Source organism: Priestia sp. AB (assembly GCF_028369225.1).
Classification (GTDB): Bacteria; Bacillota; Bacilli; order Bacillales; family Bacillaceae_H; genus Priestia; species Priestia megaterium.
The window spans coordinates 157,403-183,228 of the sequence record NZ_JAQMYN010000001.1; the positions used below are offsets into that span (position 1 = coordinate 157,403).

Here is a 25,826-nt window from a genome sequence, read left to right on the forward strand (position 1 = left end):
CGTAAAGTTACCAATAGTTTTTGTTTTCTTTGCGATTTCTATGTACAATAAAGTGAAACTTATCTAATGATTATTGAGCAAAATGTAATCGAACTATTTATTTTTATATAGATAAAGGAGTTATGTTTGTGAAACAAATTGATTCAGTTAAAAATCCGCAGGTAAAAGCGTGGAAAAAGCTGCATAATAAAAAAGACCGTGATAAGCAGGGCCTTTTTATGGTAGAAGGCTTTCATTTAGTCGAAGAAGCTATCAAAAATAAGGATTGCGTAAAGGAACTAATTATACGCGAATCGATCGAAGTGCCAGCACAGTGGAACATAGACGGTATTGAAATAACCGTTGTCAACGAAGCAATAATCAAATTATTATCTGACACCGAAACACCTCAAGGAATTATCGCTGTGTGTTTTCAAACGAAGCATGCAGAAATCATTCATACAGCACAGAAAGTATTGCTTTTAGATGCGGTGCAAGATCCAGGTAACCTAGGTACGATTATTCGAACCGCTGATGCTGCCGGAGTGGACGCTATTATCGTTGGAGAGGGCAGCGTGGATGTGTACAACCCAAAAGTCGTTCGTTCAACGCAAGGAGCTATTTTTCATCTTCCAATTGTAAAAGGCGATTTACTCGAAATGATTTCACTGTTAAAAGAAAGAGGAATAGCAGTTTACGGCACGTCTCTACAAAATGGAAAGGTCTACTCATGCGTAAAACCTTCAAACGAATTTGCGCTGATTGTGGGAAATGAAGGAAACGGCGTGAGCGAGAAAGTACTGGAACAAACGGATCAGAATCTGTACATTCCCATCTATGGAAAGAGCGAGTCGCTAAATGTTGCCATCGCTTCTGGAATCTTACTTTATTATTTACGCGGAATGTAGTTGCATCGAGAACGTGTTTTCACTATAATAATACAATAGTTACATATGTAAAAAACGATGAAAGAGAGCAGTAGCTTATGTCCGTTTATGCAGGGAGAAAATGCCGCGACTGAAAGCATTTTTATAAATGTAATAAGTGAATTCACCTCTTGAGTTGACACTTAGACCATCTTACATAGATGTAAAGGTGTTCCGGAGATTCCGTTAACTTGAATGAAGTGAACTGTATACGTATGTGTATATAGTTAACAAGGGTGGTAACGCGACTAATCCTCGTCCCTTTTTTGGGAGGAGGTTTTTTTATTTGTCATTTTTTACGTTAAAAGGAGGAATAAGTGATGAAAGAACGTTTACAAGAACTTCAACAAGAAGCAATTGCAAAAGTCGAAGCAGCAAGTGCTTTAAAAGAATTAAACGACGTACGCGTAGCTTATTTAGGAAAGAAAGGCCCTATCACAGAAGTACTTCGCGGTATGGGAAAACTTTCAGCTGAAGAGCGTCCTGTAATGGGAGCACTTGCAAATGAAGTGCGTGAAGCTATTGCATCTAAAATTGAAGAAAAACAAACGGCGTTAGAAGCAGCTGAGGTAGAGCGTAAACTTGCTTCAGAAACAATCGACGTAACGCTGCCAGGACGCCCTGTTAAAGCAGGTACGCATCACCCGCTAACAAGCGTGGTTGAAGAAGTAGAAGATTTATTCTTAGGAATGGGCTATGAAGTAGCAGAAGGACCGGAAGTAGAGCAGGACTACTATAATTTCGAAGCGCTGAACTTGCCAAAAGGTCACCCAGCACGTGATATGCAAGATACGTTCTATATTACGGAAGAAACGCTTCTTCGTACGCATACATCAACTGTTCAAGCTCGTGTTATGAACAAGAATGAAGGCAAAGGACCTGTTAAAATTATCTGCCCGGGTAAAGTGTACCGCCGCGATGACGATGATGCTACGCATTCTCATCAATTCATGCAAATTGAAGGTCTTGTAGTAGACGAAAACATTCGTATGAGCGATTTAAAAGGCACGCTTGAAGTATTTGTGAAAAAGATGTTCGGTGCAGACCGTGAAATTCGTCTTCGTCCAAGTTTCTTCCCATTCACTGAGCCGTCTGTAGAAGTAGACGTATCGTGTGCAAAATGTGGAGGTAAAGGCTGTAATGTATGTAAACAAACAGGCTGGATTGAAATTTTAGGAGCCGGTATGGTTCATCCAAATGTTCTTGAAATGGCTGGATACGATTCAACTAAATATCGTGGTTTTGCTTTTGGAATCGGTGTAGAGCGTATTGCTATGTTAAAACACGGCGTGGATGATATTCGTCATTTCTATACAAATGATGTTCGTTTCTTAGATCAATTTAAACAAGTATAAAGGAGGGACTACGATGTTTGTATCTTATCGTTGGTTACAAGAGTATGTTGACTTATCAGGCGTAAGGGCAGAAGAGTTAGCAGATAAAATCACAAAAAGTGGAATTGAAGTTGAAGGTGTAGAAAACTTAAATAAAGGCATCAGCGGAGTGATAATTGGTCACGTTGTAGAACGTGAACAGCATCCGAATGCTGATAAATTAAGCCGCTGTCAAGTAGATCTTGGCGGAGGAGAAATCGTTCAAATCGTGTGCGGAGCACCGAACGTGGCACAAGGTCAAAAAGTAGCGGTTGCAAAAGTGGGAGCTGTACTTCCAGGTAACTTTAAAATCAAGCGTGCTAAGCTTCGCGGTGAAGAATCGAACGGTATGATTTGTTCTCTTCAAGAGCTTGGCATTGAAAGCAAGCTTGTGGCAAAAGATTATCAAGAAGGTATCTTCGTGTTCCCAAGCGATGCTGAAGTAGGAGCAGATGCACTAGATGCATTAAACTTAAACGATGAAGTATTAGAACTAGGGCTAACACCAAACCGTTCAGACTGCTTAAGTATGTTAGGTGTAGCACATGAAGTGGCTGCTATTTTACGTCGTGAAGTGAAGTATCCGTCAGTAAACGTGCAAACGTCTGATGAGCAAGCAGCTGATTATATTTCCGTTAAAGTAGAGGCAAAAGAAGACAATCCGCTTTACGTAGCGCGCGTTGTGAAAAACGTAAAAATTGCTCCGTCACCATTATGGATGCAAACGCGTTTAATGGCAGCTGGTATTCGACCTCATAACAACGTTGTTGATATTACCAACTATATTTTGCTTGAATACGGCCAGCCGTTGCATGCTTTTGACTATGATCGTCTTGGTTCAAAAGAAATTGTTGTACGTCACGCGTCAGAAGGCGAAAAGTTTGTAACACTTGATGATCAAGAGCGCGTATTAAAAGACAATCAGCTTGTCATTACAAACGGCAGTGAGCCGGTAGCTCTTGCAGGTGTAATGGGCGGAGCGAACTCCGAAGTAAAAGACGATACGGTAAATGTTCTCATTGAATCAGCTTACTTCAAAGGCTTAACGGTTCGCCAAGCTTCAAAAGACCACGGTCTTCGCAGTGAGGCAAGCGCTCGTTTTGAAAAAGGAATTGATCCTAACCGTACGCGTGTAGCTGCTGACCGCGCAGCAGAATTAATGGCTGAATACGCTTCAGGTGAAGTGGTAAGCGGTACTGTAGAAGTAGATACACTAACTGTGGAACCTGCTGTTGTAGCTGTGTCACTTGGACGTATTAACGATGTGCTTGGTACAGAGCTATCAATGGAAGAAGTACAAGACATTATGGACCGTCTTCAATTTGAAAACAAAGTGGAAGACGAAAACCTTGTTGTAACAGTGCCAACTCGTAGAGGCGATATTACAATTGAAGAAGATATCGTCGAGGAAGTAGCGCGTATGTATGGCTATGACAACCTTCCTACAACGCTTCCTGTGACAGTGGCAACTCCAGGAAAACTAACAGAGTATCAGCTTGGACGCCGTAAAGTTCGCCGTTTCTTAGAAGGTGCGGGATTAGCACAAACAACAACATATTCGCTAACGAGCGCTGAAAAAGCTACTCAGTTTGCACTAAATGCAACAAGTACGATTGGTTTAGCAATGCCGATGAGTGAAGATCGCAGTATCCTTCGTCAAAGCTTAGTGCCTCATTTGCTAGAAGCAGTGAAGCATAATAATGCTCGTCAGTCGGATTCTATTGCGCTATACGAAACAGGCTCAGTGTTCTTATCTAAAGGTGAAGGAGAATTACCGGATGAGCAGGAGCGCGTAGCTGGTGCAATCACGGGTCTATGGCATGCTCACGGCTGGCAAGGTGAAAAGAAAGTCGTTGATTTCTATGTGATTAAAGGTGTACTAGAAGGGTTATTTGCACAGCTTGGTTTGGAGAAACGAATCTCATATGCTCCCGTTAAAAAAGACGGTATGCACCCTGGACGTACAGCGGCTGTATGGTTAGATGAAAAAGAAATTGGATACGTAGGTCAAGTTCATCCTGTTGCTCAGAAACAGTATGGTCTTCGTGAAACATACGTATTTGAATTACACCTTCAAGAGCTATTAGCTGCAGATGTCGAAGAAGTTCGTTATTCAGCTATTCCAAGATTCCCATCTATTACACGTGATATTGCACTTGTGGTAGATAAAAACGTTCTTGCAGGAGAAGTTCAGCGCGTCATCTATACGACGGGCGGAGAACTTTTAAAAGACGTGACGGTATTTGATCTATATGAAGGCGAGCGTATGGAAGAAGGCAAGAAATCTGTAGCTTTCTCTTTACGTTACTTAGATCCTGAACGTACATTAACAGATGAAGAAGTAGCAAAAGCACATGGTGCAGTGTTAGAAGCTGTAGAAAAAGAATTTGGTGCAACGCTTCGTTCATAAGAATAAGAAAAGAGATGTGGATTTCCACATCTCTTATTTTTTAGCTAATTTTAAAGCTTTTTCTGTATTAGCAAAATGAATTTTAGCTAAAGAGTTCAGCGCATTGACGCCATGTTTCTTAATAATTTTAGCAGCAGCGATATCAACTTGTGCGCCAGCTCCGCGAGGAATAACCATCCCGGTCTTTTCCGTCAGCAAATCCATTTGTTTTAAAAATGCGTATCTGGCAATAATGGAAGCAGCAGCTACAGATAAATGAACGCTTTCTCCTTTTGTACTGAAAAAGACATTTTCTTTGATAATCTCTTTTTCCTTTACCACGTGTTTATAATAGGTGTTTTTTTCGACAAACTGGTCAATTAAAATGGCATCGGGTTTTTCAGGATCCATTTTTTTTAACACGTTGGATAAAGCTTTGTTGTGCAACAGAGCTTTCATTTTACCTTGTGACATGCCTTTTTCTTGAAATGCATTATACTTTTCGTTATGTAAAACAAGCAAACTATAGGGAATAAACGAAACAAGCTGCTTGGCAATTTCAATAATTTTAGCATCCGTTAACTCTTTTGAATCTCGTACTCCTAATTCTTTTAACAAAGGAAGCTGCTCTTTTTGAACATAGGCAGCAACTACGGTCATAGGACCAAAATAATCTCCCGTCCCTACCTCGTCAGAACCGATGACCGATAGTGAGCTGAAGTTTGATGGGAGGTGTGAGACAGGAGCCTTTTTCGCAGCATCTAAAGAGCTTCCCCACTTAGCCGCTTCTGTTTCAGCTTCTTTTCCTTGAAAAAGTATTTTTCCAGAGCGGTACGCAGTGATAGAACAGCCGGGAGTTTTAGCCGAAAAAATACTTCCCTGCGGTAGTTTAGGCTGCAGATAGGGTGTGTAATGAAGCTTCATTTTAGCTATTTGATCAGCTGATACCTTAATAACAGCATGTGAAATAATGCTTCACTCCTTTCGGGGTATTTTAGTTTACTTTATAAGCACTATCCCTTATGATAGCTTAAATATAGATATGTTTCCATTGAAGTCTTCTTCGTGGTATGATAGGGATTAGGATTTTTCGTGGAACGGAGGATTTTCTCGTGTCAAGACAAGATAAAACACGTGCGACAGTTGACATCTTTGGTCAGCAGTACAGCATCGTCGGTAGCGAAAGTACAAGCCATATTCGACTTGTCGCCTCTATAGTGGATGAAAAAATGCGTGAAATCAGTACTAAAAACCCTTCTTTAGATATCAATAAATTAGCAGTATTAACAGCTGTGAATGCTGTACACGAATATATAAAACTGAAAGAAGACTATGAGAGACTTGAACAAAAACTTTATGGAAAAGAGGAATGACTGAGTCAATGCTTAATATCATTTTAATTATATTGCTTCTTTTAGGCTTTGTAACAGGTCTTAAAAGAGGATTTATTTTGCAGCTCATTCATATTGTCAGTTTTGCGGTTTCGTTTATCGTCGCTTATATGTTTAGTGGAGATTTGGCAAGCCGACTTCGCTTGTTGATTCCGTTTCCGGACAATATTCAGCAGCAAAGTGTCGCATCGTTTGTATTTGATTCTGGAACGATAGAAGACGCTTTTTATCGAATGATTGCATTTGCGATTTTATTTTTTGCTACTCACATTGTACTTCGCCTTGCAGGCTCTGTTTTAACGGCTTTAACCGAACTGCCAATTCTGCGCCAGTTAAATAAATGGGGCGGAGGTGCACTTGGATTCGTTGAAGTGTACATCATCGTTTTTATTTTGTTATACATTGGAGCCGTGATTCCTGTAAGTGAAATTCAAACGCCAATTCAACAGTCTTCAATTGCAATCAATATCGTACAAAATACTCCATACTTATCGTCTGCGATTCAAGATTTGTGGACTCAGTATGGTGTAATGTAATGAAATTACAATAGCTTGTTGAGAGGGTGTGTCGAAAGTGTCATAATACTTTTGAGATACCCTCTTTTTTTATCGCAGTCTAATCTGCGGTTTTCACGAGGATAAAAGTATGTCTAGATGAAAATTTGAGAGAGTAAATATGTCACTCATCATGTTTTTGAAAGTTTCGTTATTATGATAATAGGCTGGTGAAAAGAGATGAATAAAAAGGATATTATTAAATTGTTAGAAACAATTGCTACATATATGGAATTAAAGGGAGATAACCCTTTTAAAATTTCCGCTTTTCGAAAAGCAGCTGCAGCGCTAGAAACGGACGAAAGAACGCTGACGGAGATTGAGGATTTTACCAAGCTCCAAGGGATTGGAAAAGGAACGGCTGCAGTCATTACAGAGTATATGGAAACAAATGAGTCAAGCGTATTAGAAGAACTAAAGCAAGAAGTTCCTGAAGGACTTATTCCTTTGCTTAAGCTGCCGGGGCTTGGAGGTAAAAAAATCGCTAAATTATATAAAGAGCTAGATATTCGAGATATGGAATCACTGCATCAGGCCTGTATGGAAAATCGAGTGCAGGGACTAAGCGGTTTTGGTAAAAAGACAGAAGAAAAAATTATCGCTGCTATTGAAGAGTTTGGGAAGCGTCCTGATCGTTTGCCTCTTGCTTTTATGCTTCCAATAGCGAAAGAAATTTTAGAAGCCCTTAAACAGATGCATAGCATTGAGCGTTTTTCTCAAGCAGGGAGCATTCGCCGCATGAGGGAAACCGTAAAAGATCTTGATTTTATTATTTCAACAGCTGAGCCTCATGCTGTCCGTGAACAGCTAGTATCGCTGCCAAATGTGAAGGATATCATTGCAAATGGAGATACAAAAGTATCGGTAACGTTAGCCTATGAGTACGATGTGTCTGTGGATTTTCGTCTTGTAGAAGATAAAGCGTTTGCCACAACGCTTCACCATTTTACAGGATCAAAAGATCATAATGTGCGTATGCGTCAATTAGCAAAAGAACGCGGTGAAAAAATTAGCGAGTATGGCGTTGAAAATGCGGAGACAGGCGAAGTTATGACTTTTGAGTCTGAACAAGCATTCTATGAACATTTTGGGCTGTCTTTTATTCCGCCGGAACTTCGTGAAGATGGAACGGAAGTAGATGCATTTATAAAGCCTCAAACGCTTGTGACCTACGGTGCCGTAAAAGGTGATTTGCATATGCACTCCACGTGGAGCGACGGGGCGTATTCGATTGAAGAAATGGCGGAAGCATGTCGCGCGCGAGGCTATGAATACATGGCGATTACAGACCATTCTCAGTATTTAAAAGTAGCTAACGGTCTAACGCCTGAACGCATTCGTAAACAGCGTGAAGAAATTAATCGTTTAAACGCACAGTTCGATGATTTTACAATACTAGCAGGAATTGAAATGGATATTTTGCCTGATGCAACACTTGATTATGATGATGAAATGCTAGCTGAACTAGATTTTGTTATTGCGTCCATTCACTCTAGTTTTTCGCAATCACGCGAAGAAATTATGAATCGCTTAAAGCAAGCGTTAAACAATGTTCATGTAGATTTAATCGCTCATCCGACGGGTCGTTTGATTGGTCGCCGCAACGGATATGATGTAGATATTGATATGCTGATTGAATTAGCTAAAGAAACAAAAACGGCTCTTGAACTAAACGCGAATCCAAACCGTTTAGATCTAGCTGCTGAGCACATAAAAAAGGCCCAAGAGGCAGGAGTTAAAATTGCTATTAATACAGATGCTCACAATCTAGACATGCTAGAGCATATGGAAATTGGAATATCTACTGGAATTAAAGGCTGGCTTAAACCAGAAACGGTATTAAATACGTATAGTCTCAAAGAATTAACCGCCTTTTTAAATCGACATAAATAAGCAACAGGAGGAATCAGTTTTGCAATCACGTATTTTTCATGTACTAGAGTTTAATAAAGTTAAGGAACAGCTTCAAAAAAAAGTAGCTTCTTCTTTAGGCCGAGAAAAAGTAGCGAATTTGATTCCCTCGACTCAGTATGAAGAAGTAGTCAAATGGCAGGAAGCAACAGATGAAGCTACAACCGTGCTGCGATTGCGCGGCAACGTACCGCTAGGGGGCATTTTTGACGTTCGACCTAGCGTGAAGCGCGCTGAAATTGGGGGAACGCTAAGCTCTAATGAACTTCTTGATGTAGCAAGCACTATTTATGCTGCAAGACAAGTCAAGCAATTTATCGAGCAAGTAGTGGAAGACGAAGATTTACAGCTTCCAATTATAACTGAACATATCGAAAAACTAATGCCTCTTCCTGAGGTAGAACAAACAATTAAAATGAGTATTGATGAGAATGGCACAGTGCTAGACGGTGCAAGCGACCAGCTAAGAGGCATTCGTCAAAAACTTCGCTCAACGGAGTCTCGTATTCGAGAAAAGCTAGAGAGCCTTATTCGCTCCTCGTCTGCTCAAAAAATGTTGTCAGATGCAATTGTTACCATTCGAAACGAACGTTTTGTTATTCCTGTTAAGCAAGAATATCGCAGTGCGTATGGAGGCATTGTGCACGATCAATCTTCATCCGGAGCAACTTTATTTATTGAGCCTCAGGCGATTGTGACGTTAAACAATGAGCTTCAAGAAGCAAAAGTAAAAGAAAAACAAGAAATTGAGCGTATTCTCATTGCTTTAACCGTTCAGGTAGCGGAAGTGGCAAATGAACTCCGTCAAAACGTTTATCTGTTAGGTGAGCTGGACTTCATGTTTGCTAAAGGGCGCTATAGCCATGAGCTAAAAGCTTCAAAACCTAAAATGAACGATCGAGGCTATATTAAGTTAGTGAAGGCAAAACATCCTCTTATTGCACAGGAAGATGTCGTTGCGAATGATATTGAGCTAGGTGATCAATATACGTCCATCGTTATTACAGGGCCAAATACCGGCGGTAAAACCGTAACGTTAAAAACACTTGGATTATTTACGTTAATGGCTCAAGCAGGTTTGCAGATTCCTGCGCTGGATGGATCGGAAATGGCTGTGTTTAAACACGTATTTGCTGATATTGGAGATGAGCAGTCGATTGAACAAAGTTTGAGTACCTTTTCATCTCATATGGTCAACATTGTAGATATTTTACAAAAAGTAGATCACGAAAGTCTGGTCTTGTTCGATGAATTGGGAGCAGGAACGGATCCTCAAGAAGGTGCAGCGCTTGCGATTTCGATTTTAGATCAAGTATATGAAAGCGGCGCTCGCGTAGTTGCGACTACTCACTATCCTGAATTAAAAGCGTACGGCTATAATCGTGAAGGAGTGGTCAATGCTAGCGTAGAGTTCGATATTGAAACATTGAGCCCTACTTACAAGCTGCTGATTGGTGTACCGGGCCGAAGCAATGCTTTTGAGATTTCAAAACGTTTAGGTTTAAGTGCTGAAGTAATTGAACGTGCCAAAGGCTATATTGGCTCAGAAACAAATAAAGTAGAAAATATGATTGCCTCTCTTGAAGATAGCCGCCGTCAATCTGAACACGAGCTAGAAGAAGCTGAAGAACTAAGAAAAGAGGCTCAGAAGCTTCATAAAGAATTACAGAGTCAGATTATTGAGTTTAATGAAAAACGAGATAAGCTGTACGAAAAAGCTGAAGAAAAAGCTCAAGCCACAGTTAAAGCAGCATCTGAAGAAGCAGAGAAAATCATTAGCGATTTGCGTAAAATGAGTCAAAAAAATCATGCGCTTGTAAAAGAGCATGAATTGATTGAGGCGCGTAAGCGTCTAGAAGATGCAGTTCCAACTCTTGAAAAAAGTAAAAAGAAACCGGCTGTGCCGAAAAAACAAGAGCGCACTCTTCAAGCTGGAGATGAAGTGAAAGTCTTAAGCTGGGGACAAAAAGGAACGCTTGTGGAACGAGTAAGCAATAATGAATGGCAAGTACAAATGGGAATTATGAAAATGAAGGTGAAAGAAAAAGACCTCGAATATATCAGTTCTCCAAAACCTGTAGAAACGAAGCCGCTTGCTACGGTAAAAGGAAAAGATTATCATGTAAATCTAGAACTGGATTTAAGAGGAGAGCGCTATGAAAATGCGCTGATTCGAGTTGAAAAATATATTGATGATGCTTTATTAGCCAATTATCCGCGCGTTTCGATTATCCACGGTAAAGGAACTGGAGCTCTTCGTAAAGGTGTACAGGAATATTTGAAAAATCATCGTTCTGTCAAAAATATTCGTTTCGGAGAAGCTTCTGAAGGAGGTTCTGGCGTTACGGTTGTGGAATTTAAATAAAAGAACGCTGAAATAAAGGTGTCAGTCGATGCGCTGAACAAGCATATATGAAGATAGAAAATCCGACATGGCTCATGGACTATGCTGGGTTTTCTATCTCTTTTAAGAACGATACAAGTAAAGGAAAGAGACCTGTCAGTTCATTGCGTGGAGCGTAATATAAATTAGGAGTGATGCAAAAATGAGGGATTTTTGGAAAGACCCGTATATTGAATCCGCCGCTTATTACAGCGTGGTTGTCTTGAGCATTGTCGTCTTTCTTGTTGTGTTTGAGCTCGTTACTAAGTATAAGAATTGGGAAGAGATTCAAAAAGGAAATATGGCTGTTGCGATGGCAACAGGTGGGAAAATATTTGGATTAGCTAATATTTTTCGCTATTCGATTGAGCATAACGACAACTTGTTAAGAATGCTAGGATGGGGAATATATGGATTCGTTCTTTTACTAGTCAGCTATTTTATTTTCGAATTTTTGACGCCAAAATTTCGAATCGATGACGAAATTGAACAAGATAACAGAGCCGTTGGGTTTATTTCACTTGTTATTTCAATCGGTATGTCCTATGTAATAGGAGCCGGGATAGGATAGGAGAGAGTCATGGAGAAGTTAGCTAATATTTTACTCGTTTTATGCGGAGTGTTTATGCTTATTGGTCTTATCTATTTATCTATATAGCTTTTCCTAACATCATGATGACAGCAAAAAAGCTGACCTTAAAGCAGGTCAGCTTTTTTAATGATTACTTCCATACGTCTTCAGAAATTGAAATCACGTGCTTTACTTTATCCCACTGCTGTTCTTCAGTTAGTAAATTTCCTTCTTCTGTAGAAGCAAATCCGCACTGGGGACTTAAACAGATTTGATCAAGAGAAACAAATTCTGCTGCTTCAGCAATTCGTTTTTTCACTGCTTCAGGATCTTCTAAATCTCCAAATTTTGATGTGATAAGACCAAGGACAATATGAAGATCATCTCGCTTTACATGTCGAAGAGGTTCGAATCCTCCTGAGCGTTCATCATCAAATTCTAAAAATAGTCCATCTACGTTTAACTGACTGAAAATAGCTTTGGACGCATTTTCATATCCCCCGCTTGCTGTATAAGTGGACTGGAAATTCCCTCTGCAAATATGCATTGTAATGACCATATCATCTGGCTTATGCGCAATGGATTCATTGATCGCATCTGTAAAACGTTTCAGTAATTCTTGGGGCGTGAAACCTTTTGACGCGATTTGTTCTTGTCCTTTTTCTGAGAAAAAGACTGCCCACGCAGTATCATCTAACTGTAAATAGCGGCATCCGGCATCATAAAATGCTTGAATGGCTTTTTGATATGTTTTAACTAAATCAGCAAAAAATACATCCGTATCCGAGTAAGCAGACTCTTCAATATGACCTCTGAAAAACAGCATATTAGGACTTGGAATGGTGAACTTAGCTACGTGTTCTTTTCCAGCAGCTTGATGAAGAAATTTATAATCTTCAATCATAGGATGATGATTAAAATCTAGTTTTCCAGTCACTTTTATACCGTGAGCTTTTGTTTGGACTCCGTGAAACTGAATTCCCGTCTCTGCTTCGTAAAGTTCTACGCCAACAAGCTCTGACAGAAAATCAAAGTGCCACCACGCGCGGCGAAACTCACCGTCTGTGACGGCTTTTAATCCAATTTGTTTTTGCTTTTCTACGAGTTTACGAATTTCTTCATCTTCAATTGCTCGAAGCTGTTTCTTTGTCATTTCCCCGTTTTCCACTTGTAATCGTGCTTGTTTGATACGCTCGGGACGCAAAAAGCTTCCAACGTGATCTGCTTTGAACGGTCCTTTAGTCAATGTTGTTGTCAATTCATACAGCTCCTTAAAAAAATCTAATTTTTATTATATACAAAAAATTCGGATAATGTACAGGGGTAAATCCAATTTTTATTTATTACGCTGCAGGATGAAAGAGTGATTAAGTAGGAAAGAGAACATTCAATAACGATTGCATCTAAAAAAAGAATGAACTATAATTTTAATTAGAAAATTCTAATTTTTTATTTTTTTGAGGGAGAGGATGCGTGTGGAATCCACCGAAAAGATATGGCTTTCTCAATATCCGGATGAAATACCTGATAGGCTTCATTATGAACAAAAAAATTTAGCACAGCTTTTTGAAGAAGCAGTTCAAAAGGATCCTAAAAAAAGCGCAATCTATTTTCTAGGGAAAAAAATGACGTTTTCCCAGCTGCATCAAGATTCTCTGAAGCTGTCATCTTACCTTATTGAACTGGGATTAAAAAGAGGGGATAGAGTAGCCATTATGCTTCCAAATTGCCCTCAAGCTGTCATTTCCTTTTATGCTGTTCTTCTTGCCGGAGGAGTAGTCGTTCAAACAAACCCTTTGTATACGGAAAGAGAGTTAGAGTATCAGCTTAATGATTCAGAAGCGACCATGATTATTGCACTCGATTTGCTATATCCGCGTGTAGTTAAAATGAAAGCGTTAACAAAGATAAAGCACGTAGTTATCACCTCCATTCAAGATTATCTCCCATTTCCCAAAAACATAATCTATCCATTTATTCAGCGCAAGCAGCAGAAGATAAGTGTGGATGTGAGTCATACGGAGACTACTCATTTATTTAAACGTATTATAAATGAATCCTCTCCCGCAGTATGTAACGCTGAGGGAATTTCAGACGAAGATATCGCCATTTTACAATACACCGGGGGAACAACAGGTTTTCCAAAAGGAGTCATGCTTACTCATAAAAACTTGGTAGCCAATGCAACAATGTGTTCACATTGGTTATACCGCTGCAGGCATGGAGAAGAAAAAGTACTTGGAATTATTCCATTTTTTCATGTGTATGGTTTAACAACGGTTCTTGTTTTATCAGTTTTGCAAAACTATGAGATGGTTCTTCTGCCTAAATTTGATGCAAAAACGACGCTCAAAACCATCCATAAGCAGCAGCCTACTTTATTTCCAGGTGCTCCGACGATTTACATTGCATTATTAAACCATCCTGATTTAGCAAAATACAACTTATCTTCTATTGATTCATGTATGAGCGGTTCGGCTCCACTTCCTGTGGAAGTGCAGGAGCAGTTTGAAAAGCTCACCGGAGGTAAATTAGTGGAAGGATATGGATTAACGGAAACCTCTCCTGTTACTCATGCTAATTTTCTTTGGAAAGAGAGAATACCAGGAAGCATTGGGGTGCCTTGGCCAGACACAGATGCCAAAATTCTCTCGTTTGAAACAGGTAAAGAAGCTGCTGTAAGCGAAGTAGGAGAAATTGCGGTTAAAGGTCCTCAGGTAATGAAAGGATATTGGAAGCAGCCTGAAGAAACGGAGGCTGTTATGCGAGACGGATGGTTGCTAACAGGTGATGTTGGCTATATGGATGATAAAGGTTATTTTTATGTAGTAGATCGGAAGAAAGATATTATTATTGCCGGGGGATATAATATCTATCCTCGAGAAGTTGAAGAAGTATTATATGAGCATGAAAAAATTCAAGAAGCTGTAGTGGTGGGTGTTCCTGACCCATATAGAGGAGAAACGGTGAAGGCTTACATTGTATTAAAAAATGGTGTAAGATGTACTGAAGAAGAGTTAAATGAGTTTTCTAGAAAGTATTTAGCTGCTTATAAAGTTCCGCGCCTTTATGAATTTCGAAATGAGCTTCCCAAAACAGCGGTCGGTAAGATTCTGCGACGAGCGCTGATTGATGAAGAAAATGAAAAGCATAAAAAGGCGACGTAATCGATCGTCGCCTTTGATTTTTTTACTGAAACATAATTGACAGATACTTGCGGTTTCTTTATTATAAAGATATGAATGAATAATCATTCATATTTTAAAGGAGCGTATAAGATTGAGAAGAAATAAGCCAAAGTATAAACAGATTATCGATGCAGCTGTAGTAGTAATAGCAGAAAACGGATACCACAATGCTCAGGTTTCTAAAATTGCTAAGCAGGCTGGAGTTGCAGACGGTACGATATATTTATATTTTAAAAACAAAGAAGATGTCTTGATTTCCTTATTTCAAGAGAAGATGGGACAATTTGTAGAAAAAATTTATGAAGAACTGGCGGGAATTGAAACCGCGGCAGAAAAACTTCATGTGTTAATTGACAAACATTTTTCGTTTCTAGCGGAGGATCATCATTTAGCTACAGTGACACAGCTCGAACTGCGTCAATCGAACAAAGATTTAAGATTGAAAATTAACGATGTATTAAAAGATTATCTGACTCTCATTGATTCTATTTTGCAGACAGGAATCGAAACGGGTGAATTTTCTGAAAATATAGATATTCGTCTTGCGCGACAGATGATTTTTGGAACGATTGATGAAACTGTCACAACATGGGTAATGAACGATCATCGATATGGTCTAATAGAATCGGTAGATAAAGTCCATTCCCTGCTGTTAAGCGGCTGCAGCGGCTCATAATCGTAAGTGAGCCTGCTGCTCCCCTGCGAGGGGAAAAGCGCAAGGTAATGAAAATAGAAAGAAAGGGTGGCGTAAACAAATGGAGATTATCCAGGTTGAAACTGTTGATGCAATAAGCTTCATTACGTTGAATAGACAACCTGCTAACGCTTTGTCTCAAGATTTATTAAAAGATCTTTCAAGTGTTTTAAAACATTTAGAAGATAGCAAAGAGACAAGGGTTATCGTCATTAAAGGTGAAGGGAAATTCTTTTCTGCCGGGGCTGATATAAAAGAATTCACATCACTTCAGCAGGAAAAAGAATACGAGAAGCTTGCTGTTAACGGTCAAGAGCTCTTTGAGTATATTGAAAGTTACCCAAAACCAGTGATTGCTGCTATTCATGGAGCTGCTTTAGGCGGAGGGTTGGAGCTTGCTATGAGCTGCCATATCCGTTTGGTAACAGAAAATGCTAAGCTGGGCTTGCCTGAGCTTCAGTTAGGGATTATACCAGGATTTGGAGGAACTCAGCGATTACCTCGTTATGTAGGAGTTCATAAGGCTTGTGAGATGATGCTGACAAGTGATCCAATATCCGGAAGCGAGGCAGTGGAGTTAGGATTGGCAAATGCAGCTTTTGAAGAAAGTCAGCTTATCAATGAAACATTTTTACTTGCTAGAAAAATTGCCAAAAAAAGCCCAATCTCTGTTAAAGCTACCTTGCAGCTGCTTCAGCATGTAAAAACAGATGCTTATTACAGCGGTATCAAAAAAGAAGCGCAGTTTTTTGGAAGCGTATTCAAAAGCCGGGATGCTCAAGAAGGCGTAGCCGCTTTTATTGAAAAGCGCCAGCCTAAATTTTTAGGAAAATAAGCTTAGGAGGGGAATTGAATGAATATTTACGTGTTAGTAAAAAGAACATTCGATACAGAGGAGAAACTTTCATTAAAAAATGGTCAAATTGTTGAAGATGGGGCTGAATTTATTATTAATCCTTACGATGAGTATGCAGTTGAAGAAGCTATTCAGCTAAAGGAAAAGCATGGCGGGGAGATTACGGTCGTGAGTGTAGGAGGGGAAGAATCAGAAAAAGAACTCCGAACAGCTTTGGCTATGGGAGCAGATAAAGCGGTTTTAATCAATACGGAAGATGACATAGAAGATGGCGATCAGTACACGACTTCTAGGCTGCTGGCACAGTACTTAAAAGAACAATCTCCTGACTTAATTTTGGCAGGAAACGTAGCGATTGACGGAGGTTCGGGCCAAGTGGGGCCGCGCGTAGCAGAACAGTTAGAAATCCCTTATATTACGACGATTACAAAATTGGATATCGAAGGTGAAAAAGTGACTGTTGTACGCGATGTGGAAGGTGACTCCGAGGTTATTGAAACGTCGCTTCCTCTTTTAGTAACAGCTCAGCAGGGACTTAACGAACCTCGCTATCCATCTCTTCCAGGGATTATGAAAGCGAAGAAGAAACCGTTGGTTGAAGTGGAATTAGATGATTTAGATTTAGATGAAGATGATGTAGAAGCAAAAACAAAGACAATTGAAATTTATTTGCCTCCGAAAAAAGACGCAGGACGCGTACTACAAGGAGATATAAAAGATCAAGTGACAGAACTGGTCAATTTACTGCATAAAGAAGCAAAAGTCATTTAATAAGTCAAAAGTCAAAACAATGGGGGTATTGCAATGGGACGCAAAGTGTTAGTTCTAGGAGAAGCACGTGATGGGGGATTACGAAACGTATCGTTTGAAGCGATTTCCGCAGCGTCTACTGTAGCTGACGGTGGGGAAATTGTTGCAGCGTTAGTAGGGAAGGACGTAAAAGCTTTAAGTGAAGAGCTTATTGCGTACGGAGCGAATAAAGTTGTTGTGACGGAGCATGAAGATTTAGCTGCTTACACATCGGATGGTTATGCTCAGGCGTTATTAGCCATCATTGAAAGTGAACAGCCTGAAGCTATCGTATTTGGCCATACGGCTCTTGGCAAAGACCTAGCGCCAAAACTGGCAGCTCGCTTAGACAAAGGACTTATCTCAGATGTGACGGATGTAGAAGTTGGAGGGGATCAAGTAGTCTTCACTCGCCCAATTTATTCTGGTAAAGCATTTGAAAAGAAAATCATGACCGATGCTTTTACGTTTGTCACGATTCGTCCAAATAATATTTCACCGCTTGCAAAAGATGAGGGACGTACAGGCGATGTAGAGGATTTAAATGTTGAAATCAAAAACCTGCGTACAGTTGTAAAAGAAGTTGTACGGAAAGCAACGCAAGGGGTTGATTTATCCGAAGCAAAAGTCGTGATTGCAGGTGGTCGAGGTGTAAAAAGCACGGAAGGTTTTGGACCTCTCCAAGAACTAGCGGACGTGTTAAATGGAGCTGTTGGGGCGTCTCGCGGAGCGTGCGATGCAGATTACTGCGACTATTCTCTTCAGATCGGTCAGACGGGCAAAGTAGTCACACCAGATTTATACATTGCCTGCGGAATCTCGGGAGCCATTCAGCATTTGGCCGGCATGTCAAATTCAAAAATTATTGTTGCCATTAACAAAGATCCTGAGGCAAATATTTTTAAAGTAGCTGATTACGGAATCGTTGGAGATTTATTTGAAGTGGTGCCTCTGCTAACGGAAGAATTTAAAAAGCTGAAAGTACATTCTGTGTAAATAGTAAAAGAGGCTAGGACAAACGTATTTTTGTTGAAGGAAGATCCGAACGATTAATCGTTCGGATTTTTTCATGGACGTAGTTGCTTTTAGCTGGTGATTGGAGGGCAAGGCGAAGACTCCCGCGGAAAGCGAAGTCTTGCACGGAAATCAACAGCGGTGGAACAAGTGATTTGTACGAGCTTATTTATCCAATCTGTTCGCTTTTAGATTCGGTTGATTTAGTTAGGTCTCAATCTCTTTTATTACGTGGAGAGCGAAATTTTCTACGCATATTTTTAGGCAAATTGTACAAACTAGATCGAAGAATAAACAGTATAAATGTAAGCAAAAAGTTAGCAAACCTTATTTGAAGGTGATATACTGTGAGTAGAATTTGGATATTGCATATATTTAGGAGGAATTAAAATGGCTATTGCACATGCTACAGATAAAAACTTTACAGATGAAATTAAATCAGGCCTAGTGCTTGTTGACTTTTGGGCACCATGGTGCGGACCTTGTAAAATGATTGCTCCAGTTCTTGAAGAAATCGATGGCGAACTTAACGATAAGGTTAAAATCGTGAAAGTAGACGTTGATGAAAACCAAGAAACGGCTGGAAAATTTGGTGTTATGAGTATCCCAACTTTAGTATTATTTAAAGATGGAGAGAAAGTTGACCAAGTAGTTGGTTTCCAACCAAAAGAAGCATTAACAGAATTAATTAATAAACACGCGTAAGTCAAAACCTAGCTCAGGCTAGGTTTTTTCTTTTTCTCCACTTTTTCTCTTTTGGGAATACTTTTATTTAGCGAATATGCGTTCGTTTGTTTTATACTAGATGTAAGGAACACCGCCATAAATCCGGCTTATGTGCATGTATTGTAAGGCAGGAAAGAATGTAGGTTACGCTTCATAAGCGAATGTATAGATGGACAGAGTAAGAGAAGAGGAAGGAGAAAAATATGAACGATTATTTAAAAGAAAAGCTGGCTATTTTACCGGATCAGCCCGGCTGTTACTTGATGAAAGATAAATATGGAACGGTCATTTACGTAGGAAAAGCAAAAGTATTAAAAAATCGAGTGCGCTCCTACTTTACCGGATCTCATGACGGAAAGACGCTTCGACTTGTAAACGACATTGTCGATTTTGAATATATCGTCACATCTTCTAATTTAGAAGCGCTTATTTTAGAAATGAATTTAATTAAAAAGCATGATCCAAAATACAATATCATGCTTAAAGATGATAAGGGTTATCCCTTTATTAAGATTACAGCTGAAAAACAGCCCCGACTTGTTATTACAAGAAAAATAAAAAAAGATAAAGGGAAATACTTCGGTCCTTATCCTAACGTTCAAGCTGCAAATGAAACAAAGCGGCTTCTTGATCGCATTTATCCATTAAGAAAGTGCTCTACCATGCCAGACAGACCTTGTTTGTATTACCATATCGGGCAATGTCTAGCTCCTTGCGTAAAAGAAGTAAAAGAAGAGCAAAACAAACATATTATTGAAAATATCACGCGGTTTTTAAATGGTGGATATGAGCATGTCAAAACAGAGTTAACTGAAAAAATGTTAAAAGCTTCAGAAGAACTTGACTTTGAACGGGCTAAAGAATATCGAGATCAAATTGCTCATATCGAAGCGACAATGGAAAAGCAAAAAGTAACGTTTAATGATTTTGTTAATCGAGATGTGTTTGGCTATTCTTATGATAAAGGCTGGATGTGTGTTCAAGTTTTCTTTATTCGCCAAGGGAAGTTAATTGAGCGAGAAGTTTCTATGTTTCCTTTTTATAAAGAGCCAGAAGAAGATTTCTTAACTTTTATCGGTCAGTTTTATGCCAAAAATATTAAGCCAAAAGAAGTGATGGTTCCAGCAACGATTGATGCAGAGTTGGCTGAGAAATTAGTAGAAGTAGAAGTTCAGCATCCAAAGCGAGGCAAAAAGAAAGAATTAGTAGAACTTGCGTGTAAAAATGCAAAAATTGCGCTCGGTGAAAAATTCTATTTAATTGAACGAGATGAAGAGCGCACGGTTGGCGCAGTTGAACGGTTAGGAGAAGAGCTTGGAATTGCAGCTCCTTACCGGATTGAAGCATTTGATAACTCAAATATTCAAGGGACAGATCCCGTTTCTGCAATGATTGTTTTTGTTGATGGGAAACCGGAAAAGAAAGAATATCGCAAATATAAAATTAAGACCGTACATGGACCAGATGATTACAGTTCCATGAGAGAAGTCGTTCGCAGACGGTATTCCAGAGCGTTAAAAGAAGGTCTTCCGCTCCCGGATTTAATTGTTGTAGATGGAGGCAAAGGGCATTTAGCTGCAGTACAGGACGTTCTCGAAAATGAATTGGGACTTTTAGTGCCTACAGCAGGTCTTGTCAAAGATGATAAGCACAGAACCTCCAACCTGATGATTGGTGAGCCTCCTCAAATCATACCGCTCGAACGCAATAGTCAAGAATTTTATTTGCTTCAGCGAATTCAAGATGAAGTTCACCGCTTTGCGATTACCTTCCACCGTCAAGTGCGCTCTAAGTCCGCTTTTCAGTCTGTTCTGGACGATATTCCGGGAGTGGGCGAAAAGCGTAAAAAAGCTTTGTTAAAGTATTTTGGTTCGGTGAAAAAATTGAAAGAAGCAACGGTTGATGATATTCGAAATTCAGGTGTTCCTCAAAACATCGCTGAAAAAATTTATGAAACATTGCAAAAATAGTCTTGAAATAATAGAAAATATCTGATAAGCTATTAACTAATTTCATACGACACTTCATCAAATGAAGTGAAGATAGAGGTGCAAATTTAATCAGTACGTATCAGGAAGGGTATGAGCTCTTATGAATGATGCGGAAAGGGAAATTTGCCGAAGTGAACATTACCTCATAGTAATGATTGCTGGTTCTGCGTTGAATAAACGTAGGATTGTCAAGATGTAGATTCTTGGAGAGCTATCTCACGGCAGTGGACGGTTATGTTTTATAATTTTCGTTCGTTAAGCAATGAGAGCTCATCTCATTGCTTTTTTTATTGTCTGAGTAAAAAAATTTAGCTTCTCATCATCCTGCATATGCAAATTTATTGAAAAGGAATGAACAAAATTATGGCATTAATCGTTCAAAAATTTGGTGGAACATCTGTTGGTTCTGTTGAACGTATCCAACATGTAGCAAACCGTGTTATTCAAGAAGCAGAGCGCGGTAACCAAGTAGTTGTTGTTGTATCGGCAATGGGCAAAACTACAGATGCACTGGTGAAATTAGCAAGTGATATTACAGACAGTCCAAGCAAACGCGAAATGGATATGCTTCTTACAACTGGAGAACAAGTAACGATTTCCCTGTTAACAATGGCCCTTCAATATAAAGGGTATGAAGCAACTTCGCTAACAGGTTGGCAAGCTGGTATCCATACGGAAGCAGTTCACAGCAATGCACGAATCCAGCACATTGACACGACTTGTATTCAAAGGCAATTAGATAGAGGCCGAATCGTAGTAGTAGCTGGATTCCAAGGCTGTTCAGAAGATGGAAGCATTACAACATTAGGTCGAGGCGGCTCTGACACGACGGCAGTAGCTCTTGCCGCAGCATTAAAAGCTGCAAAATGTGATATTTATACAGACGTAACAGGAGTGTTTACGACAGATCCGCGCTATGTAGAAGATGCTCGTAAGCTTCACTCTATTTCATATGACGAAATGTTAGAATTAGCTAATTTGGGAGCAGGGGTGCTGCATCCGCGCGCTGTTGAGTTTGCAAAAAATTATCAGGTACCGCTAGAAGTGCGTTCAAGCTTAGAAAACGAGAATGGAACGATTGTTGAGGAGGAAGTTTCAATGGAACAAAACTTAGTCGTAAGAGGAATTGCGTTTGAAGATAATATTTCACGAGTGACAATTGAAGGGTTAAACAACGAGTTGCAAACTCTTTCTACTATTTTTACAGCATTAGCAAAAGAACAGTTAAATGTGGACATTATTATTCAAAACGTAACCGCTAATAATCGTCTCTCTATCTCATTTTCTATTAAAACCGTAGACGTAGACGCCGCTCTTGCCGTCTTAAAAGAGTATAAATCTACTTTAGGATATACGCGTATTGAACATGAAAGCGGTCTGGCTAAAGTATCAATTGTTGGCTCTGGCATGATTTCTAATCCAGGCGTTGCAGCGGAAATGTTTGAAGTGCTGGCAGGAGAGAAAATTGAAGTGAAGATGGTCAGCACGTCTGAAATTAAAGTATCTACAGTTGTACCGCATGCTGATATGGTAAAAGCTGTTGAGACGCTTCACGTAGCATTTGAATTAGAAGAGCAGCAAGCAGTGCAAGTATAAAGAAGAGAAAAAAGACGTGGTATCTCCACGTCTTTTATATACGTATTTCCTACTTTTTATAACGCTCCGCGCGTGTTTCGGTAGGTAAGATATCTTTTCGGTCCCACTGCACGGAAATCAGCACTTTTCCGTTCTTTTCTTTATGTGTTAAGTAGGCTTCTGTTAGGCAGTTGTTTTGACGCTGAATCTGTTCAGCCACAAATCCTGACTCAAGATGAAACGAACAAGTTTCCTGCTGAAATCTTTTGCTGACCACATCACCTGATAACTCAAGTTCTAGTGAATATTTATCTTTTTTTGCAAGCGTCAGTGTTCCCCAGGAAGCTGCTTTAAAAAAGGCGACGATTTCATCCATTGTATTTAACGGGTATTTCCGCGCAAGGTGTTTTCCTGCCCAGTATGAAATGGCATTCGTTTCGTCTCCAAGAAGCTCTGGAATTAACACGTCACGTAAAAGGCTGTATCCGAAATATGAAACGTGATCAAGAGTTCCCTCTGTTTCAGCTGTGACATTAGGTTCTGATGTTTCCATCGTCTCTTCAAGTTCTTGCTGTGATTCTGTTTGTAAATTGCTCATGCTTTCCCCTCTTTCTTTACTACTATTATATACAAATCTAAAAAACCTCTCACGCATTTTTTTAATAAAATGTAAGAGGATCTTTATTATGGTAAAAAGAGTTAGATGTAAAGATAAAAGATCCATAATATACCTTTTAAAAGGGTACTTTTACCTGTGTAAATGTTTTGTGAACTTGTTTACAATAAAAGTGTAAAGTAAACGCTTACTTATTTGTGGCAAGCAATATTATAATAGAAAGAAAAAACCTGTAACATCAATACAGTAAGCGTTAACAAATATAAAATTTTATAAATTTATATTTTATAGAAGATTTAAACATCTTGCCTTGACGCTCTTAATCGATGGGAGTAAAATTAACCTGTCACATACTTTATTAGGAAATGCAAAGGTTTTCATTTCCTGTATTCACGATTAATCTATTTGTCTAGTGGGAGTAAGAAAGTTCTTCACAAACTATGTTCATTTAACTAAGGGGGGTCTACGCAGATGGCGGCAAACAGAGAGTTTCAATATCGGAGAATCCATTCATTACTTGGGGTAATACCAATCGGGATTTTCTTAACACAGCATTTAGTTGTGAATCATTTCGCGACAAAGGGAGAAGAATCATTTAATCAAGCAGCTCACTTCATGGAGAGCTTACCTTTCCGCTATGCTCTAGAAATTTTCATTATTTTCTTACCAATCGTTTTTCACGCAATATACGGTCTTTACATCGCATTCACTGCTAAAACAAACGTTAACAACTACGGTTTTTTCCGTAACTGGATGTTTATCCTTCAGCGTGTTTCAGGTGTAATCACACTTATCTTCATCACATGGCACGTATGGGAAACCAGAATACAAGCTGCGCTTGGAAAAGAAGTAGATTTTCAAATGATGGAACGAATTTTAAGCAACCCGGCAATGCTTGCATTCTACATAGTTGGTGTTGTATCTACGATCTTCCACTTTGCAAACGGTCTATGGTCATTTGGAGTTAGCTGGGGGTTAACTGTAACACCACGTTCTCAAAGAATTTCAACTTATGTGACATTAGCAATCTTCTTAGCACTTACATTTGTAGGTGTTCGTACATTATTCGCATTTGCATAAAATTAAGGTTTTGAAGGAGTGGGGTTCCGATGAGTAACGGAAAAATCATCGTAGTCGGTGGCGGTTTAGCTGGCTTGATGGCAACAATAAAAATTGCTGAGTCTGGCAAGCAAGTAGATTTATTTTCACTAGTTCCGGTAAAAAGATCTCACTCAGTTTGCGCGCAAGGTGGAATCAACGGAGCCGTAAACACGAAAGGTGAAGGGGATTCACCATGGGAACACTTTGATGACACAGTGTACGGCGGAGACTTTTTAGCCAACCAGCCACCTGTAAAAGCAATGTGTGAAGCAGCTCCTGGTATTATTCACCTACTTGACCGCATGGGGGTTATGTTTAACCGTACTCCTGAGGGTTTGTTAGACTTCAGACGATTTGGCGGGACGCAGCATCACCGTACGGCTTTTGCTGGAGCAACAACGGGTCAACAATTATTGTACGCATTAGATGAGCAGGTTCGTCGCTATGAAGTTGCCGGACTTGTGACAAAGTACGAAGGATGGGAATTCTTAGGTGCTGTTCTTGACGATGAGCGCAGCTGTCGCGGAATTTCTGCACAGAATTTAAAATCAATGGAAATTAAAACGTTCCCAGCTGACGCGGTTATTATGGCTACAGGTGGACCTGGAATTGTTTTTGGAAAATCGACGAACTCAGTTATTAATACAGGTTCAGCGGCATCTATCGTGTATCAGCAAGGTGCATACTATTCAAACGGAGAGTTTATTCAAATTCATCCAACTGCTATCCCAGGAGATGATAAGCTTCGTCTTATGAGTGAATCTGCTCGTGGAGAAGGCGGACGCGTTTGGACATATAAAGACGGTAAACCTTGGTATTTCTTAGAGGAAAAATATCCTGCATACGGTAACTTAGTACCTCGTGATATTGCAACTCGTGAAATTTTTGACGTCTGCGTAGCGCAGAAGTTAGGAATCAACGGAGAGAACATGGTTTATCTGGACCTTTCACATAAAGATCCAAAAGAGCTAGACATTAAACTTGGAGGTATCATCGAAATCTATGAAAAATTCATGGGCGATGATCCACGCAAGGTACCAATGAAAATTTTCCCAGCCGTACACTATTCAATGGGCGGTTTATGGGTGGATTACGATCAAATGACAAATATTCCTGGCTTATTCGCAGCTGGTGAGTGTGATTATTCACAGCACGGAGCGAACCGTTTAGGAGCAAACTCATTATTATCAGCTATTTATGGTGGTATGGTTGCCGGTCCTAAAGCGGTTGAATACATCAATGGTTTAGAAAAGAGCGCAGATGCTATTTCTTCAAGCGTATATGATCGTCATGTGAAAGAAGAAGAAGAGAAATGGAACAATATCATGAATCTTCAAGGTACAGAAAATGCATACGTTCTTCATAAAGAGCTAGGGGAATGGATGACTGACAACGTGACAGTCGTACGATACAATGACAAACTGTTAAAAACAGATGAAAAGATTCAAGAATTAATTGAACGCTATGATCGTATTAACATTAATGATACAGCTAAATGGAGTAATCAAGCGGCAACATTTACTCGTCAGCTGCAAAACATGCTTCAGCTTTCACGTGTTGTAACGCTAGGAGCTTACAACCGTAACGAAAGTCGCGGTGCTCATTATAAGCCAGATTTCCCAGATCGTAACGATGAAGAATTCTTAAAAACAACAATGGCAGCTTTTGTGGATAAGAAAACGGCTCCTTCTTTCCATTATGAAGAGGTAGACGTATCGTTAATTAAACCGCGTAAGCGCGACTACACAAAGAAAAAAGATGAAAAACCAAAAAAACAACAAGAGGGGGTTCGTTAATCA

The 25,826-nt window shown here is 39.6% G+C and carries 21 protein-coding genes, 1 riboswitch and 1 other annotated feature; of the genes, 18 read left to right on the top strand and 3 right to left on the bottom strand.

The window, feature by feature from the left end; genetic code table 11:
* Positions 1-122: 122 nt before the first annotated feature.
* From POF52_RS00785 to pheT, 3 genes are all read left to right on the top strand, one after another.
* Positions 123-887, top strand: coding sequence for a TrmH family RNA methyltransferase (locus POF52_RS00785; protein WP_176583556.1), 765 nt, complete (start codon positions 123-125; stop codon positions 885-887).
* A gap of 48 nt (positions 888-935) precedes the next feature.
* Positions 936-1,171: a binding site (T-box leader), on the top strand.
* Between the two features lie 54 nt (positions 1,172-1,225).
* Positions 1,226-2,260 (top strand): phenylalanine--tRNA ligase subunit alpha, encoded by a 1,035-nt coding sequence (gene pheS, locus POF52_RS00790; RefSeq protein WP_014458064.1) that lies wholly within the window; start codon positions 1,226-1,228, stop codon positions 2,258-2,260.
* 13 nt (positions 2,261-2,273) lie between these two features.
* On the top strand, positions 2,274-4,688 hold the full coding sequence (pheT, locus tag POF52_RS00795; RefSeq protein ID WP_271989166.1) for a phenylalanine--tRNA ligase subunit beta: 2,415 nt from the start codon (positions 2,274-2,276) through the stop codon (positions 4,686-4,688).
* 33 nt (positions 4,689-4,721) lie between these two features.
* Here the strand turns inward: pheT and rnhC are convergent, their stop codons facing one another.
* Complete coding sequence (rnhC, locus tag POF52_RS00800) at positions 4,722-5,639, bottom strand: ribonuclease HIII (RefSeq protein ID WP_416433805.1); 918 nt, start codon at positions 5,637-5,639, stop codon at positions 4,722-4,724.
* A gap of 140 nt (positions 5,640-5,779) precedes the next feature.
* On the opposite strand from rnhC, the gene zapA reads away from it, so the two are divergent.
* The 5 genes from zapA to POF52_RS00825 all read left to right on the top strand — a co-directional run bounded on the left by zapA (position 5,780) and on the right by POF52_RS00825 (position 11,477).
* Entirely contained in the window at positions 5,780-6,040 is a 261-nt protein-coding gene (gene zapA, locus POF52_RS00805; protein ID WP_013059415.1) for a cell division protein ZapA, read from the top strand.
* Positions 6,037-6,594, top strand: a complete 558-nt coding sequence (locus POF52_RS00810) for a CvpA family protein (RefSeq protein WP_014458067.1) — start codon at positions 6,037-6,039, stop codon at positions 6,592-6,594. The genes zapA and POF52_RS00810 overlap by 4 nt, the downstream gene beginning before the upstream one ends.
* Before the next feature lie 198 nt (positions 6,595-6,792).
* Positions 6,793-8,505, top strand: a complete 1,713-nt coding sequence (gene polX, locus POF52_RS00815; protein WP_271989169.1) for a DNA polymerase/3'-5' exonuclease PolX — start codon at positions 6,793-6,795, stop codon at positions 8,503-8,505.
* Positions 8,506-8,524: 19 nt separating this feature from the next.
* A complete protein-coding gene (locus tag POF52_RS00820; protein WP_271989171.1) occupies positions 8,525-10,888 on the top strand; it encodes an endonuclease MutS2 in 2,364 nt (787 codons plus the stop codon).
* A 181-nt stretch (positions 10,889-11,069) separates the two neighbouring features.
* On the top strand, positions 11,070-11,477 hold the full coding sequence (locus POF52_RS00825; RefSeq protein ID WP_013059411.1) for a DUF350 domain-containing protein: 408 nt from the start codon (positions 11,070-11,072) through the stop codon (positions 11,475-11,477).
* A 151-nt stretch (positions 11,478-11,628) separates the two neighbouring features.
* On the opposite strand, the gene POF52_RS00830 is transcribed toward POF52_RS00825, so the two are convergent.
* Positions 11,629-12,735, bottom strand: a complete 1,107-nt coding sequence (locus tag POF52_RS00830; protein ID WP_271989174.1) for a 5-methyltetrahydropteroyltriglutamate--homocysteine S-methyltransferase — start codon at positions 12,733-12,735, stop codon at positions 11,629-11,631.
* Positions 12,736-12,946: 211 nt separating this feature from the next.
* Between POF52_RS00830 and POF52_RS00835 the strand changes: the two genes are divergently transcribed.
* The 8 genes from POF52_RS00835 (at position 12,947) to POF52_RS00870 (ending at position 22,331) form a co-directional block, all read left to right on the top strand.
* A complete protein-coding gene (locus POF52_RS00835) occupies positions 12,947-14,644 on the top strand; it encodes an AMP-binding protein (RefSeq protein ID WP_013085168.1) in 1,698 nt (565 codons plus the stop codon).
* A 112-nt stretch (positions 14,645-14,756) separates the two neighbouring features.
* Positions 14,757-15,341: a TetR/AcrR family transcriptional regulator gene (locus tag POF52_RS00840; protein WP_271989176.1), complete on the top strand. Its 585-nt coding sequence runs from the start codon at positions 14,757-14,759 to the stop codon at positions 15,339-15,341.
* Between the two features lie 79 nt (positions 15,342-15,420).
* Positions 15,421-16,194 carry an enoyl-CoA hydratase gene (locus tag POF52_RS00845; RefSeq protein WP_271989178.1) on the top strand — a complete coding sequence of 258 codons (774 nt, stop codon included), beginning with the start codon at positions 15,421-15,423 and terminating at the stop codon, positions 16,192-16,194.
* Between the two features lie 18 nt (positions 16,195-16,212).
* A complete protein-coding gene (locus POF52_RS00850; RefSeq protein WP_016765685.1) occupies positions 16,213-16,986 on the top strand; it encodes an electron transfer flavoprotein subunit beta/FixA family protein in 774 nt (257 codons plus the stop codon).
* Between the two features lie 33 nt (positions 16,987-17,019).
* Entirely contained in the window at positions 17,020-18,000 is a 981-nt protein-coding gene (locus POF52_RS00855; RefSeq protein WP_271989181.1) for an electron transfer flavoprotein subunit alpha/FixB family protein, read from the top strand.
* A gap of 408 nt (positions 18,001-18,408) precedes the next feature.
* Positions 18,409-18,723 (top strand): thioredoxin, encoded by a 315-nt coding sequence (gene trxA / locus POF52_RS00860; protein WP_013059404.1) that lies wholly within the window; start codon positions 18,409-18,411, stop codon positions 18,721-18,723.
* A 224-nt stretch (positions 18,724-18,947) separates the two neighbouring features.
* Positions 18,948-20,714, top strand: a complete 1,767-nt coding sequence (gene uvrC / locus POF52_RS00865) for an excinuclease ABC subunit UvrC (protein ID WP_271989203.1) — start codon at positions 18,948-18,950, stop codon at positions 20,712-20,714.
* Positions 20,715-20,779: 65 nt separating this feature from the next.
* Positions 20,780-20,957, top strand: a riboswitch (Lysine riboswitch).
* 141 nt (positions 20,958-21,098) lie between these two features.
* The gene (locus POF52_RS00870; protein ID WP_271989205.1) at positions 21,099-22,331 is read left to right on the top strand and encodes an aspartate kinase; all 1,233 of its coding nucleotides are present in this window, start codon (positions 21,099-21,101) and stop codon (positions 22,329-22,331) included.
* Positions 22,332-22,380: 49 nt separating this feature from the next.
* On the opposite strand, the gene POF52_RS00875 is transcribed toward POF52_RS00870, so the two are convergent.
* Positions 22,381-22,908, bottom strand: coding sequence for a YslB family protein (locus POF52_RS00875; protein ID WP_013085162.1), 528 nt, complete (start codon positions 22,906-22,908; stop codon positions 22,381-22,383).
* Positions 22,909-23,397: 489 nt separating this feature from the next.
* Here POF52_RS00875 and POF52_RS00880 point away from each other — a divergent pair, with 489 nt between their 5' ends.
* Together POF52_RS00880 and sdhA are read left to right on the top strand one after the other, a co-directional pair.
* Entirely contained in the window at positions 23,398-24,006 is a 609-nt protein-coding gene (locus tag POF52_RS00880; RefSeq protein ID WP_013059400.1) for a succinate dehydrogenase cytochrome b558 subunit, read from the top strand.
* 29 nt (positions 24,007-24,035) lie between these two features.
* A complete protein-coding gene (sdhA, locus tag POF52_RS00885) occupies positions 24,036-25,823 on the top strand; it encodes a succinate dehydrogenase flavoprotein subunit (protein ID WP_013085161.1) in 1,788 nt (595 codons plus the stop codon).
* The last annotated feature ends 3 nt before the right edge of the window (positions 25,824-25,826 follow it).